Here is a 16,578-nt window from a genome sequence, read left to right as displayed (position 1 = left end):
AATCATAATAATTTTATTATTGAATAGTTTTAATGGCTGATGAATATAAAAATATTTAGTAATATACTTTTTCTAGTATGCTTATTTTATATAAGTTGTAATGGCTTGCAAGCACAATCTGCTATACCTCCTTTTAGAAAAGGAGAACGAGTAGTATTCACTGGTAATAGCATAACTCATAGTGGACATTATCATTCGTTTATATGGTTATATTATATGACCCGTTTTCCTGATAAGCCGATTGTTATCATGAATGCTGGCATTGGTGGAGAAAGTGTATGGGATATTAAAGAACGGTTGGATTATGATGTTTTTGACAGAAAACCGACTTATGTAGCTCTTACTTTTGGTATGAATGATACTGGTTATGATATTTACATGAAAGATGACGCTAAAGAACTATCAGAACAACAGATCATAAAATCATTAAAAGGCTTTCGGGAGATAGAGGAGCGATTACAGGCTAAAAATAAAATAACCAAGGTGTTGATCGGTAGTTCTCTTTATGATGAAACCTCAAAATTTAATAGATTCATTCTGCATCAGAAGAATGATGCTATCTTGAAAATTGTAGATGCCCAGCGTACATCGGCACGAAAAAACGGCTGGGGGTTTGTGGATTTCAATCGTCCGATGTGTGAAATAAGCTTAGAAGAACAGAAGAAAGATTCTACATTTACTTTTTGCAGGATAGATAGGATTCATCCTGATAATGACGGTCAGATGGTGATGGCCTATTTATTTTTGAAAGCACAAGGCTTGAATGGAAATAAGGTATCGGAATTCTTGATTGATGCACAGAGTTCGAATGTGGTTACACATAAGAACTGCAAAATATCAAAATTGAAGAAGGAAAAGAATGAACTTACTTTCGATTATCTGGCTTATGCACTTCCTTATCCTTTGGATTCCATTCCTCGACATGGCTGGGGAAACAATAGATCTCAACGTGACGCGATGCAATTAGTTCCGTTTATGGAAGAATTCAATCAGGAATATTGTCAGGTAATCAATCTACAGAAAGGGACTTATCGGTTGACTATAGACAATCAGTTTATAGATGAAATTTCATCAGAACAGTTGGAAGATGGGGTTAATTTAGCGAATTATCCGATTACTCCCCAATATCAGCAAGCCATAAAGATCATGTATCTGAATGAAGAGCGGTTTGAAATAGAAAAACGATTTAGGGAATATTTGTGGACAGAATATTCATTTCTGAAAAAAGAAGGTCTTTTATTTGCCGATAATCAGAAAGCCATTAATAAACTTCAAGAATATTTGCCTAAGGACTTTTTTCTTAGGGCAAGTTACGGTTGGTATATCAAGGCGATGCACCCTGAAATCCGTAAAGTATGGAGTAATTATATGAATTCTATTGTTGAAACAATTTATGAAATAAACAAGCCTGTCATTCATCGGGTGAGGTTGACTAGGGTAGATTTATAATATAGGTGATTCATAGTCATTTTGCTGGCTGTGGGTAGAGGGATATGAATCGATTGTGTTGAATATTTAACAAATATTTTATGAGGAATATACGTTTGTTATTATGTGTAGGATTAATACATTGCTTTTGTGGTATGTCATTGTTTGTATATGGCGAAACAAAAGAGCCTCCTTTTATACTGGCAGAATTAAAGTGTGAGAATTTGGTCAATCCTCTGGGCATTGATAATGTCACTCCTCATTTCAGTTGGAAATTGAAAGGTAAAGAATTAATAGGCGGACAAGCCTATTATGAGATACAGGTTGCTTCGGATAGTATTTTACTGGTCCGGAATAAAGCTGATTTGTGGAATACAGGAAAATTGAAGTCTGATAATTCGGTGATGGTACCTTATCAAGGTGTTTCTTTATCTTCCCGTTCATTATGTTATTGGAGAGTTCGTGTGTGGAACTCTAAAATGCAGGTTTCAGCATGGAGCTCGATAGCTCATTTTTCTATTGGTATTTTAGAACAATCACAAATGCATGGTGAATATATAGGGGCTTCTGTTGAGGGCGGGGAGATTTGTGCTCCTATTCTTCGCAAGAAAATAAATATAAAAAGAAAGGAAACTGCATTTCTACACGTGAATACACTGGGCTATCACGAGATTTATATTAATGGAGAAAAAGTAGGAGAAAGCGTTTTGACACCTGCTGTATCTCATCTGACTAAGCGTTCCTTGATTGTTACTTATGATGTAACTCCCTACTTAAGAGAGGGAGAAAATGACTTATTGATCTGGATTGGACAAGGATGGTATAAAAGTACTACTTTTGGAGCAGCATATGATGGTCCATTAGTAAAGGCCGAATTGAATGTCTTACGAAATGGAAAGTGGGAAGTGCTAACGAAAACCGATAATTCGTGGTGGGGACGTGAGAGTGGTTATGCAGATACAGGGACTTGGCGTGCATTGCAGTTTGCTGGTGAAAGGGTGGATGGGAGAATTTTACCGACAGATCTTTCTTCACAAACTTTGGACAAAATGAGGTGGGCTCCAGTCGTATCGGTGAAAGTCCCAAATCATATCACTTCACCTCAAATGTGTGAGGTAAATAAAATTTATCAGAAATTACAACCTGTTTCTATAAAGAAGCTGAACGAAGACGTTTGGCTGGTAGATATGGGACGGGTACAAACCGGATGGTTTGAAATGCACATGCCTATGTTGCCTATGGGGCATGAAATAATAATGGAATACAGTGATAATTTGACTAAGGATGGGGCATTTGATAAGCAGAGCGAGAGTGATATTTATATATCTGGTGGACGGAAAGGAGAATGCTTTAGAAATAAATTCAATCATCATGCCTATCGGTATGTACGGATCTCTAATCTTCCTGTAAGGCCAGAAAGTGAATGGATGAGATCTCTCCAGATTCACGGAGATTATCAGCAAACCGCTACTTTTGAGTGTTCGGATGTCGATTTGAATGCTATTCATAATATGATTCAGTATACAATGAAATGCCTCACTTTTAGCGGATATATGGTAGACTGTCCCCATTTGGAACGCGCCGGTTATGGTGGTGACGGGAACTCTTCGACAATATCTTTACAGACTATGTATGACGTAGCTCCAACTTTTCTAAACTGGGTACAGACATGGGGAGACTCCATGCGTGAGGGAGGTAGTTTACCACATGTTGGACCTAATCCCGGTGCTGGCGGAGGTGGTCCTTATTGGTGTGGATTCTTTGTGTTGGCTCCTTGGAGAACTTATGTTAATTACGGTGATTCACGGCTAATAAAGAAATATTATTCTCAAATGAAAGAGTGGTTCAAGTATGTTGATAAATATACAGTCGACGGTTTATTGAAACGCTGGCCTGATACGAAATATCGTGACTGGTATCTTGGCGATTGGCTAGCACCGATGGGGGTGGATTCCGGTGACCAGTCATCTGTAGATTTAGTAAATAACTGTTTTATCAGTGAATGTCTAGGTACTATGAGTAAGGCAGCCCTAACGTTGGGTAAGAAAGAAGAGGCCGAAGAATTTGCAATACGTAAAGAAAAGCTTAATGGATTAATACATAGAACTTTTTATCGTCCGAATGATGGCATTTATTCTACCGGTTCGCAGTTGGATATGTGCTATCCTATGCTGGTAGGTGTCGTACCCGATTCTCTATATAACACAGTGAAAGAGAATATGATGGCTATCACTGCGGAAAAACATAAAGGACATATAGCAGTTGGTTTGGTTGGAGTACCAATCCTGACAGAATGGGCTGTTCGGAATAAGAAGGTAGATTTCTTCTATCAGATGTTGAAGAAACGTGATTATCCTGGTTATTTGTATATGATTGATAATGGTGCTACAGCAACTTGGGAATATTGGAGTGGTGAACGTAGCCGGGTACATAACTGCTATAATGGGATTGGAACCTGGTTCTACCAAGCTGTAGGAGGAATACATCCTGATGAGGCTGCTCCAGGATATCGTCATATCTATATTGATCCTCAAATACCCAATGGAGTAACTTGGGCTAAAATTACGAAAGAATCTCCTTATGGTACTATTGGCGTCAATTGGAAATTGGAAGATGGTCAGTTGTGTCTTCAATTAGCAATTCCTGCGGGAACAACTGCTACTGTTTGTATACCTGATAATGCTGTTTCGTGCAAGATAAACAATAAAAAGATGGGTATTCAAAAAAAAACAATAGTCGTAGATAGAGGAAGCTATGATTTTGTATTTGGTTTGTATTCACACTAAATTTTATATTATTGAAATTATGGTTTATATTTAGTTTGTACTATTAAGTAGTCTTTTACTCTACGTAATAAACTGATTGATGTGTTAAAAGAGAATGATGTTATGATATGCATTATTTTCTTTTTTCCTTTTTACTATGAGGAAGATTTAGTGGTAATTGTATTTTTATTCGTCTTAAAGAAGTAAATAACTATCATATAATAACGTGCAAATGATAAATATCAAAAATCTATTGACTTCTATTGTAACAGTTTTTATTTCCACTGGAATATACGCTCAAACGAAAGACTTGGTGCAATACGTCAATACGTTACAGGGCACTGATTCCCATTTTGGATTAAGTTATGGAAATACATATCCTACTACCGGTATGCCCTATGCCATGCATACGTGGTCTGCACAAACCGGAAAGAATGGAGAGGGCTGGAAGTATCAGTATGCGGTAGATGCCATCAGAGGATTCTGCCAGTCACATCAATGCAGCCCGTGGATGAGTGATTATGCCGTATATTCTTTTATGCCGATGGTGGGAGAACTAGTTGTTAATCAGGATAAACGGGCGACGAAATTTAGTCATGACAATGAAATTGCCAAGCCGCATTATTATAAAGTAACACTGAATAATGGCATTACCACCGAAATGGCACCGACTACCCGCGGCGTGCATTTGCGTTTTTCCTATCCTTCTACCGGAGATGCCTATCTGGTGATCGACGGATATACAGATATGAGTGAAATCAAAATAGATCCCGCCAAGAGACAAATATCCGGTTGGGTGAATAACCAGCGTTTTGTAAATAATTCCAAGACATTCCGCAGTTATTTCGTTGTGCAATTCGATAAAGCATTTGAAGATTACGGCGTATGGGAAAATCAGAAAGATGAAATCTTCTCTAAAAAACAGGAGGGAGCAGGCAAAGGTTATGGTGCTTATATCAAGTTTAAAAAAGGCTCGAAAGTACATGCTAAGGCAGCCTCTTCCTATATCAGTGCAGAACAGGCTGTGATTACTTTGAACAATGAACTGGGTAAAGACTCCAATCTGGAAACCACTAAAGCCCGTGGACAAAAAACATGGAATGAACTGCTGAACAGAATTCAGGTAGAGGGTGGAACAGAAGAACAAATGAAGACTTTTTATTCATGTCTGTTCCGTGCTAATCTTTTCTCACGTAAATTCTACGAACGTAAAGCGAACGGAGAACCTTATTATTACAGCCCTTACGATGGCAAAGTATATGACGGATATATGTATACCGATAATGGATTCTGGGATACTTTCCGTTCACAGTTCCCACTGACCAATATTCTTCATCCTACTATGCAAGGACGCTACATGAATGCTTTGCTTGCCGCACAGGAACAATGCGGGTGGCTACCATCCTGGTCGGCTCCCGGAGAAACGGGAGGAATGTTGGGTAATCACTCCATCTCATTATTGGCAGACGCATGGGCAAAAGGCATCCGTACCTTCGACCCGGAAAAAGCATTGAAAGCATACGCACACGAAGCGATGAACAAAGGTCCTTGGGGAGGAGCCAACGGACGCGGCTTCTGGAAAGAATATTTTGAACTGGGATATGTTCCTTATCCGGAATCAATGGGATCGAGTGCCCAGACCATGGAATATGCTTATGATGACTTCTGTGGCTACCAGCTGGCAAAAATGGTCGGAAACAAACACTATCAGGAAGTTTTTGCTCGTCAGATGTACAACTATAAGAATGTATTCGATCCATCCATCGGCTTTATGCGTGGAAAAGGAGTCGATGGCAAATGGCAGGAACCGTTTGACCCGCTGGAATGGGGCGGACCTTTCTGTGAGGGCAATGCTTGGCATTATACCTGGTCGGTATTCCATGATACCGAAGGATTAATCAACTTGTTCGGAAGCGATGAGAAGTTTACTACCAAAATAGATTCAGTGTTTACCCTGCCCAGCACTATCAAGCCGGGAACATACGGAGGAGTGATCCATGAAATGAAAGAAATGGAATTGGCAGGGATGGGACAGTATGCACATGGCAATCAGCCGATTCAGCACATGCCTTACTTGTATAGCTATGCCGGACAGCCATGGAAAACACAGTATTGGGTACGCCAGATTGTTGAAAGACTCTATAATTCAACAGAAAGAGGATATCCGGGTGATGAAGATCAAGGCGGTATGTCATCTTGGTATATATTGAGTTCATTAGGTATATATGCCGTTTGTCCGGGTACGGATGAATATGTGATTGGCAGTCCACTATTTAAAAAGGCTACCATAACGCTGGAAAACGGAAATAAGTTTGTGATCGAAGCAAATAACAACAATAAAGAGAATGTCTATATCCAGTCTGCTACTTTGAATGGACGTGTATTGGACAAGAATTTCATTAAATATGACGACATAGCAGACGGTGGTACGCTCCGTTTTGAAATGGGAGGGCAACCGAATAAAGAAAGATGCACGTCAAAATATGCCGCTCCTTTCTCTCTGTCGAAAGAATAAGAAAAGAAACAACGAAATGCAGTATGAAAAATAAAGTTTTAACAGGTTTATTATTGGTATTGATTGGAGGGTGGGGGAGCCTCCTGGCACAGAATGCCGGGAGCAATTATGCCCGTCAGGTGAATACACTGATAGGTACAAAAGGCGTTGGTCTGACTTCGGGATATCTTTATCCCGGAGCCACCTATCCTTATGGAATGGTGCAGTTCACCCCTTCTTACTTTTCCAAACGTTCAGGATTCGTCATCAACCAATTGAGTGGCGGCGGTTGCGAACACATGGGCAACTTCCCTACTTTTCCGGTAAAAGGCAAACTGAAGATGTCTCCGGACAACATTCTCAACTATCGTATCAATATCTCTGAAGAAAAAGGACACGCAGGTTATTATGAGGCAATGGTGCAGGAAGATATCAAAGCCAAACTGACTGTGACCGAAAGAACCGGTATGGCGAATTATGAATATCCGGCAGATCAACAATATGGTACGGTCATTATCGGTGGAGGTATTTCCGCCACTCCGATCGAGCAGGCAGCCGTTGTAATCACTGCACCGAATAAGTGTGAAGGTTATGCGGAGGGTGGCAATTTCTGCGGTCTGCGTACACCGTATAAAGTCTATTTCGTTGCAGAATTTGATGCCGATGCCTTGGAATCGGGAACCTGGAAAAGAGATGAACTGAAACCGAACACCACTTTTGCCGAGGGAGAATATTCCGGAGTCTACTTTACTTTTGATGTAAGCAAGAAGAAAAATATCCAGTATAAGATTGGTGTTTCTTATGTTTCCGTAGAAAATGCACGTGAGAATCTGAAAGCAGAGAATACCGGATGGGACTTCTTACAGATTCAAAACCAGGTAGAATCCAAATGGAATGACTACTTGGGTAAAATCGAAGTAGGGGGCACTAATCCGGACCGGACCACTCAATTTTATACCCATTTGTATCGTTCGTTCATTCACCCGAATGTATGCAGTGATGTGAACGGAGAGTATATGGGAGCTGATTTCAAGGTGCATAAGTCCCGTTCTAAACACTATACCTCTTTCAGCAACTGGGATACCTATCGCACACAGATTCAATTATTGTCGATGCTCGATCCCGAAGTAGCTTCTGATATTGTGATTTCTCACCAACTATTTGCTGAAGAAGCTGGCGGCGCTTATCCACGTTGGGTCATGGCGAATATTGAAACCGGAGTGATGCAAGGAGATCCGACTCCTATCCTGATCTCTAATGCCTATGCTTTTGGTGCCCGTAATTATGATCCGAAGCCGATCTTCAAAATAATGAGAAAGGGAGCCGAAGAACCGGGAGCAATGTCGCAGAATGTGGAGGCGCGTCCGGGATTGAAACAGTATTTGGATAAAGGATATTATAATGCTTCCATTCAGTTGGAATATACTTCTGCGGATTTTGCCATCGGACAGTTTGCATTGCACGCCGTAGGAGATGAATTTGCAAGTTGGCGTTATTTTCATTTTGCCCGTTCATGGAAGAATCTGTACAATCCGGAAACCGGCTGGTTGCAATCACGTAATCCGGATGGTTCGTGGAAACCTCTGACTGAAGACTTCCGTGAATCGACCTATAAGAATTATTTCTGGATGGTGCCTTACGATATTGCCGGTCTGATTGAAATAATCGGTGGAAAAGCCGCGGCAGAGAAACGTTTGGACGAATTCTTCACCCGTCTGGATGCCGGCTACAATGATGCCTGGTTTGCTTCCGGCAATGAACCGAGTTTCCATATCCCCTGGATATACAACTGGGTGGGAACTCCCTACAAAGCACAGGAAATTATCAACCGTGTATTGAATGAACAGTATTCAAGTAAAATTGACGGTCTGCCGGGTAATGATGATTTAGGTACGATGGGTGCCTGGTATGTGTTTGCCTGTATCGGTCTTTATCCCGAAATACCGGGAATAGGAGGCTTTACTGTAAATACACCAATCTTTTCATCGGTGAAAGTTCATCTGAAGAAAGGAGATATAGTGATAAAAGGCGGTTCGGAAAAGAATATCTATATCAAATCCATGAAGTTGAATGGCAAACCGTATGATAGTACATGGATAGATTGGGATCAACTTAATAATGGTGGGACTATTGATTTTGCTACCTCGGCCAAACCCGATGTAAAATGGGGAACTAAAGTGGTGCCTCCCTCTTTCCCTTAAAGAAATAAAGCAGGTTGGTAATAATTTTGCAAAAAGATTAGGCACGGATTACACGGATTTCACGGTTTTTAGAATGATGGGTATGTAAAGCAACAGCGTTAATCTGTGTAATCCGTGCCTATTTTATTATGAAAACTAATTATGAAGACATATTAATCAAACAACGTAAGAATGAAAAGAAAACTACAGAGCATAGCTTATCTACTGATGGCTGCCGCATTCGTTACTTCATGCGGCGAGAAGAAACAAACAGCCGAATTTCCGGATTGGGCGTGGGCGGACTTCCAGCGTCCGGAAGGCGTTAATCCAATTATCTCACCTGATACTACTGCTATTTTCTATTGTCCGATGAGGCAGGATTCAGTGGCATGGGAGGCGAGCGATACATTCAATCCGGCTGCCACCGTTTATGATGGAAAAGTTGTAGTGCTCTATCGGGCTGAAGATAATTCGGCAACCGGTATCGGTTCACGTACTTCCCGTTTAGGATACGCTTCTTCCGATGACGGAATCCATTTCCAACGAATGTCTGTTCCCGTATTTTATCCGGCAGACGATAGTCAGAAAGAACTCGAGAATCCGGGTGGTTGCGAAGACCCGCGCGTTGCCGTAACAGAAGACGGACTCTATGTAATGCATTACACACAATGGAATCGTAAACAGGCACGTTTGGCAGTGGCCACCTCACGTGACCTCCAAACTTGGGAAAAACACGGACCTGCTTTTGCCAAAGCCTATAATGGAAGATTTCTGGATGAATTCTCAAAGTCTGCCTCTATCCTGACTAAATTAGTTGACGGCAAACAAGTGATCGCTCAAATAGATGGGAAATACTGGATGTATTGGGGAGAAAAGTTTGTCAATGTAGCTACCTCCACAGACCTCGCCAACTGGGAACCAATGTTGGATGAAAACGGCGAATTCCTGAAAGTCATGATACCCCGTCCGGGTAAATTCGACAGTGACCTGACCGAATGTGGTCCTCCTGCTATCCTGACAGATAAAGGAATCCTGTTGTTTTATAACGGTAAAAACAAATCGGGTGCAGAGGGGGATACGCTTTATACAGCGAATTCCTATTGTGCCGGACAAGCCCTGTTTGATAGTAAAGACCCTACCAAACTAATCGATCGTCTGGATAAACCGTTCTATACTCCCGAATCAGACTTTGAGAAAAGCGGACAATACCCTGCCGGAACGGTATTTATCGAGGGACTTGTATTCCACAACCAGAAGTGGTTCCTCTATTATGGCTGTGCTGATTCTCGCGTGGCAGTTGCTGTATACGATTCTCTCAAAAAATAAAGAAAATGTTCATGAAGAAGATCATAATCTTTCTGTTTGGCATTTGTATTTGTAAAAAATATTAAGACATGAAAAAGATTTTTGTATTGATTGCGGCAGTTTGTATGACATATACTACTGCCTTTGCTCAAACTGTGAAACCTTTTAAAGAGGGTGAAAGAGCAGTATTTTTAGGAAACAGTATCACGGATGGCGGTCATTACCATTCGTATATCTGGTTGTATTATATGACTCGTTTTCCGAATATGCCTCTCCGCATATTGAACGGTGGTATTGGCGGAGATACGGCATACGATATGAACAAACGCTTGGATGGAGATATTTTCCCAATGAAACCCTCTGTATTGATGGTTACTTTTGGTATGAATGACTCCGGATATTTTGAATATAACGGGGATAATCCCAAAGAATTCGGTGAACAGAAATATCAGGAAAGTATCAAGAACTATCAGCAAATGGAGAAGCGTTTCAAAGATCTTCCTGATACCCGTATTGTGATGGTCGGAACTTCCCCTTATGATGAAACCGTGCAATTGAAAGAGAATGTACCGTTCAAAACAAAGAACGAAACTATCAAACGTATCGTTGAATACCAGAAAGAATCTGCAGCTAAGAACAATTGGGAATTTACGGATTTGAATGCTCCTATGGTTGCTTTGAATCAACAAAACCAACAGAAAGATCCGGCATTTACGCTTTGTGGCAGCGACCGTATTCATCCGGATAATGACGGACACATGGTGATGGCTTACCTTTTCCTGAAAGCACAAGGATTTGTGGGTAAAGAAGTAGCAGAAATGGAGATAAATGCTAATAAGAAACAGGCAGTTAAAGCAGAGAATTGTACAGTCTCAAATATCAAGAAGAACGGGAAAGATTTGAGCTTTGACTATCTGGCAGAAGCTCTTCCTTATCCTTTGGATACGATTGCCCGTGGATGGGGACAAAAAAAAGGTCAGGCAGAAGCTACGAAAGTCATTCCTTTTATGGATGAAATGAATCGTGAGGTTCTGAAAGTAACAGGTCTGAAAGGTGATTATAAATTGTTGATTGATGAGGAAGAAATTGGAATATGGAGTGGAGACGACGACTTGGCAAAAGGCATTAATCTAGCTGCCGAATCCAAAACTCCTCAATATCAACAGGCATTGACAGTGATGCACCTGAATGAATATCGTTGGGAGATTGAAAGAACATTCAGAGAGTATGCATGGTGTCAATTTGGCTTTTTCCAGCAGCAGGGATTGTTGTTCGCTAATGATAGAAAAGCAATTGAGATAATGGATGAAAACGTGGATAAGAATGTCTGGTTGAAAGGACGTCGCGATATGTATTCAAAGATGATGTTGGATCCTGTCCGTGAAGCTCGTGAGCAGGAAATGGAAGTTCTTATCAATAAGATTTATGAGGTTAATAAACCTGTAGTAAGAAAGATTTTACTTAGAAAGATATGATGCGATAATGACGTAGAAATACGATAGAATACTCATCGTAATGAGAAAAAATACTCATACCAATGGAAATATATTCTCATAGGTATGAGTATTTTTTTCTCATAGGGATAAGTATTGTTGAGAATTTGAGTTTTTAATTCTTCTTCCAGAAGTCGGAAGTGAAAAGCAATAATACAGTAAATAATTCCAAGCGTCCCAAGAGCATTAAGAAAGAAAGCAGCCATTTGGCAGCATCGGGCAATGCACTCCATGAGAAAGCCGGACCACATGTGCCGAGGCCTGGTCCCATATTACCTATGCTTGAGATTACGGTTCCTATTGATTCCAGAAAACCGACTCCTAAGCCCATCATGACAAGAACACTGATGATAACAATAACTACATACAAAAAGGTGAAAGCCAATACAGTAGACTGGATGGAAGGGGAAATAACTTGCTTATTTACCCGCACCGGGAGTATGGCGTTAGGGTGAAGAATATGTTTGAATTCATTTTTCACTACTTGAAACAGAATAACCATACGAATACACTTGATCCCCCCTGTTGTACTGCCGGCACAAGCTCCGATAATCATCACAATGACGAGGCAGCCCCAAAGGATGGAAGGCCAAAGCATATAGTCAGCTGTGACGAATCCCGTAGAAGTTTGCAATGAAATCACTTGGAAAAGCGATTTCCGGAATGCCTCCTCTACTCCCATAGAAGTAGTCTGATGGAGCCAGACAGCAATGAATAGAGTGAAGAATGAAACACAAATAAAGTAGAACTTCAGTTCCGCATCATGTAGGAACTTCTTAATTTTCCCATTAAACATCAACAGTAGCAATGTGAAGTTAATTCCTGAAAGGAACATGAAAATGGAAATTACATAGTCTATGTAAGGTGAATGGTAATATTCAATGCTGGCCTGTTTGGTAGAGAACCCACCGGTACTGGTCGTTGCAAAAGCATGACATATACTATCGAATATACTCATGCCACCACCTATTAATAAAATAATCAGTGTTCCCGTCATTCCGGCATAAATACCCCAAATCCATTTAGCGGTGATGCCAATGCGGGGATGCACTTTGTCATGAGTAGGTCCACTGGCTTCTGCTGCGAATACCTGAATTCCGCCCACACCGAAAATCGGCAGAACGGCAATGGTGAAGAATACAATACCCAAACCACCTATCCATTGCGTCATAGCCCGCCAGAAAAGTATTCCGTGGGGCATCGACTCTATATTATTCAGAATAGTGGCCCCCGTACTGCTAAATCCGGACATCGTTTCAAAAAAAGCATCTGTAACATTGGGAATATATCCTCCTATATAATAAGGTAACATTCCGAAAAGGGAAAAGGTAACCCATGCTGCGCTGACGATGACATATCCATCGCGACGATTCAAGGATTTCACTGCGTCTTTCCCGACGGCAAGCAACAGAACGCCGATACAGGCTGTGACAGCAGATGAAATCAGGAAACTCTGCAAGTCATTCTCTTTATAAAAAAGAGAGACCGCTCCACAACATAACAGCATCGCTGTTTCTATCAGAAGCAGAAAGCCCAGAATCCGGAATATCATCTTTGAATTAATCATAAACTAGTATTAAGTATCAGGTATTAAGTATCAGGTATTAAGTATTAGTCGGTGAAAATGGATTGCCACGGTTAATACTTAATACCTGATACTTAATACTTAATTAAAGAACTTCTCAATCTTTTTAATCATCATACTCAAACAGAATACGACTACATGGTCGCCGGGACGGATTTGTGTATCACCCGTCACCAAGATACCTTCTCCGTTGCGGATCATTCCTCCGATGGTAGTACCCTTCGGGAGTCCCAGGTCTTTAATCAGGTGTTTGGTGATTTTAGCACCTTCCGGTACAGTGAATTCAGCAACGTCCGCATTGGCAAAAGTAAGACATTTCACATTAGACACGTCGGCATCCAACATCATTTGGTAGATATGGCTGGCAGCAATCATTTTTTTATTGATAACAGTACCGATGTCAAGACTTTCCGCCATACCGATATAGTCGATATTCTCTACTTCTGCCACCGTCTTTTCCACTCCCATACGTTTAGCGGCGAGACAGGCTAGAATATTTGTTTCCGAGTTACCGGTCAGAGCTACAAATGCTTCGGTATTCTTTAGTCCCTCTTCGATGAGCAAATCCATGTCGCGACCATCTCCGTTGATAATCATTGTCTTATCATCCAGTAACTCTGTCAGGCGGTTACAACGGTTCAGGTCATTATCTACTATTTTCACCTGCATATAGTCCGGCACATATTGTGCGGTACGGACTGCGATGCGGCTTCCTCCCATAATCATCACATTGCGTACGTCGGCATAATCTTCCTTGCCGGCTATCTTACGAATATAAGGAATATACTTGCGGGTAGTGGTGAAATAAACAATATCATGCAATTTAACGACATCGTCTCCACGGGGAATAATCGTCTCCGTTCCGCGTTTGATGGCTACTACGTGATAAGGTATATTAGGACCGCCTAGCTGATGCAGCGGTATATTCAGGATTTCAGCCTTTTCGCGCATCTTCGTACCAATCAGAACCAGAGAACCTCCACAGAACTCCCACCATTGGCGTACCCAGCTCATACGCATCGAAGATACGATTTCTTTGGCAGCCAGCATTTCCGGGTAAATCAGAGAATCTACTCCCAGCTTCTGGAAAAACTCTTTATTTTTGGGCAGAAGATATTCGTAATTGTCGATACGTGCCACTGTCTTTTTAGCTCCCAGATTGGTAGCCAGCATACAGGCGGTCATGTTACGGCTTTCGTCCGGTGTGACTGCGATAAACAGGTCGGCTTCTTTGACGCCCACTTCTTTCAATCCGGAGATGGAAGAAGGAGAAGCGGCAACAGTCAGCAAGTCAAAATTGGCACTAAGAGCACTTAGTTTCTCTTCGTCATCATCCATCAAGATGATATCTTGCTTCTCGCGCGATAACAGCTTGGCCAAATGGGTGCCTACGTTGCCGGCACCGGCAATAATAATCTTCATGTCAATTGATAAATTCTTTTATTTTAGTCAGAATCCCTTCTTCATCCATGCCGCACAGTTGATATAGTTCGGCCACTGAACCATGCTCTACAAATATATTAGGGATACCGATACGCTTCACGGTTGGTTTGTATTCGTTGTCTGCCATAAATTCAAGGATAGCACTACCCATTCCGCCTTTGATAATCCCGTCTTCGATAGTCAGCACACGTTGAAATTTACGTCCTACCTCATGTAACAGCTCTTCGTCCAGTGGTTTTAGGAAACGCAAATCGTAATGGGCGATAGACAGACCGAAATCAGCTTCTGCCCGGGTGATGGCACGGGCGGCTATGTTTCCTATCGGTCCGATAGTGATAACCGCAAGGTCGTTACCTTCTTTCAGTTTTCGTCCTTTTCCCACCGGAATCTCTTCCAGCGGACACTTCCAATCCACTAATACACCGCGTCCGCGAGGATAACGGATCACGAACGGACCCTTGTCCGGCAATTGTGCCGTATACATCAGGCGACGTAATTCATGTTCGTCCATGGGCGAACTGATCGTCAGATTGGGGATCGGACGTAAACACGCCATATCAAAAGCTCCGTGATGAGTGGGACCGTCTTCGCCAACCAGTCCGGCGCGGTCGAGGCACAAAACAACAGGGAGATTCTGAATCGCTACGTCATGAATGATATTATCATGCGCCCGTTGCATAAAAGAAGAATAGATATTGCAGAATGGTTGCAATCCGTCTTTGGCCATTCCACCGGAGAAAGTAACCGCATGTCCTTCGGCAATGCCTACATCAAACGCGCGTTTGGGCATTTTCTCCATCAGTATATTCATCGAACAACCGCTAGGCATGGCGGGAGTGACACCGACAATCTTCGGATTGGCTTCGGCAAGCTCTACCAATGTATTTCCGAATACATCCTGGAAAAGCGGAGGCATTCCTTCTGTGTTGGCAATGAAACGTTCGCCGGTGACGGGATCGAACTTGCCGGGAGCATGCCATTCGGTAGCGTGCTTCTCTGCCGGTCCGAATCCTTTTCCTTTGATAGTATGCAGATGCAGGATTTTAGGTCCTTGCATATCTTTGATGTCGCGCAATACTCTTGCCAGATTCTTTACGTCGTGTCCGTCTATCGGACCGAAGTAACGGATATTCATCCCTTCGAAAATATTCTGTTGCTGTGCAGCCATTGATTTCAGGCTGCTCCCGAAACGTATGAGCGCTTTGCGACGTTCTTCGTTTAGGATGCCGAGCTTGAACAGCATGCGCGAGAGCTTGAAACGTAGCTGATTATAGCGGTTGGAAGTTGTCAGATTAAAGAGATACTGCTTCATGCCTCCTACACTACGGTCAATAGCCATGTCATTGTCATTCAGGATAATGAGCAGGTTGTTCGACGTGGCGGATGCATTGTTCAGTCCTTCGAAAGCCAGTCCGCCACTCATGGAACCGTCGCCTATGATGGCTACTACATGGCGTTTGGCATCTCCTTTTCTGGCGGCTGCGACAGCCATACCGAGAGCTGCAGAAATAGAATTGGAAGCATGTCCGCACGTGAAAGTATCATATTCGCTTTCTTCCGGAGACGGGAAAGGGCGGATTCCTCCGAGTTTCCTGTTCGTAGAAAAGGCTTCACGGCGTCCTGTCAGTATTTTGTGGCCGTATGCCTGATGTCCCACGTCCCATACAATACGGTCATAAGGTGTATTGTAGACGTAGTGTAAAGCTACGGTCAGCTCCACTGTTCCCAGACTGGCAGCAAAATGCCCCGGGTTGCAGCAGAGTTCTTTAATAATGTCTTGCCTTAGTTCACTACATACCTCCGGCAGTTGCTCCACGTCTAGTTTTCGCAGGTCTTCAGGATAATTGATAGTGTTTAGCAAGTTATATATCGGTTCATTCTTCAT

The 16,578-nt window shown here is 42.0% G+C and carries 9 protein-coding genes; 6 read left to right on the top strand and 3 right to left on the bottom strand.

The window, feature by feature from the left end:
• Window positions 1-39 precede the first annotated feature (39 nt).
• From I2I13_RS01405 to I2I13_RS01380, 6 genes are all read left to right on the top strand, one after another.
• Window positions 40-1,449, top strand: a complete 1,410-nt coding sequence (locus I2I13_RS01405; RefSeq protein WP_195648552.1) for an SGNH/GDSL hydrolase family protein — start codon at window positions 40-42, stop codon at window positions 1,447-1,449.
• Window positions 1,450-1,529: 80 nt separating this feature from the next.
• Entirely contained in the window at window positions 1,530-4,214 is a 2,685-nt protein-coding gene (locus I2I13_RS01400) for a family 78 glycoside hydrolase catalytic domain (RefSeq protein WP_195648551.1), read from the top strand.
• Between the two features lie 211 nt (window positions 4,215-4,425).
• On the top strand, window positions 4,426-6,708 hold the full coding sequence (locus tag I2I13_RS01395; protein ID WP_195648550.1) for a GH92 family glycosyl hydrolase: 2,283 nt from the start codon (window positions 4,426-4,428) through the stop codon (window positions 6,706-6,708).
• Between the two features lie 23 nt (window positions 6,709-6,731).
• Window positions 6,732-8,888: a GH92 family glycosyl hydrolase gene (locus tag I2I13_RS01390; RefSeq protein WP_195648549.1), complete on the top strand. Its 2,157-nt coding sequence runs from the start codon at window positions 6,732-6,734 to the stop codon at window positions 8,886-8,888.
• 171 nt (window positions 8,889-9,059) lie between these two features.
• Window positions 9,060-10,193 carry a glycoside hydrolase family 130 protein gene (locus I2I13_RS01385; protein ID WP_195648548.1) on the top strand — a complete coding sequence of 378 codons (1,134 nt, stop codon included), beginning with the start codon at window positions 9,060-9,062 and terminating at the stop codon, window positions 10,191-10,193.
• Window positions 10,194-10,261: 68 nt separating this feature from the next.
• The gene (locus I2I13_RS01380; RefSeq protein ID WP_195648547.1) at window positions 10,262-11,647 is read left to right on the top strand and encodes an SGNH/GDSL hydrolase family protein; all 1,386 of its coding nucleotides are present in this window, start codon (window positions 10,262-10,264) and stop codon (window positions 11,645-11,647) included.
• Window positions 11,648-11,780: 133 nt separating this feature from the next.
• Here I2I13_RS01380 and I2I13_RS01375 read toward each other — a convergent pair whose 3' ends face one another.
• From I2I13_RS01375 to dxs, 3 genes are all read right to left on the bottom strand, one after another.
• Window positions 11,781-13,232 carry a TrkH family potassium uptake protein gene (locus tag I2I13_RS01375; protein WP_195648546.1) on the bottom strand — a complete coding sequence of 484 codons (1,452 nt, stop codon included), beginning with the start codon at window positions 13,230-13,232 and terminating at the stop codon, window positions 11,781-11,783.
• A gap of 99 nt (window positions 13,233-13,331) precedes the next feature.
• Window positions 13,332-14,672, bottom strand: a complete 1,341-nt coding sequence (trkA, locus tag I2I13_RS01370; protein WP_009000401.1) for a Trk system potassium transporter TrkA — start codon at window positions 14,670-14,672, stop codon at window positions 13,332-13,334.
• 1 nt (window position 14,673) lies between these two features.
• On the bottom strand, window positions 14,674-16,578 hold the full coding sequence (gene dxs, locus I2I13_RS01365; protein WP_195648545.1) for a 1-deoxy-D-xylulose-5-phosphate synthase: 1,905 nt from the start codon (window positions 16,576-16,578) through the stop codon (window positions 14,674-14,676).

It is taken from the genome of Bacteroides sp. D55t1_190419_B8 (assembly GCF_015558905.1).
Classification (GTDB): Bacteria; Bacteroidota; Bacteroidia; order Bacteroidales; family Bacteroidaceae; genus Bacteroides; species Bacteroides vicugnae.
The sequence above is the reverse complement of the archived record's forward strand: the minus strand, read 5'-3'. Positions and strand labels throughout refer to the sequence as shown.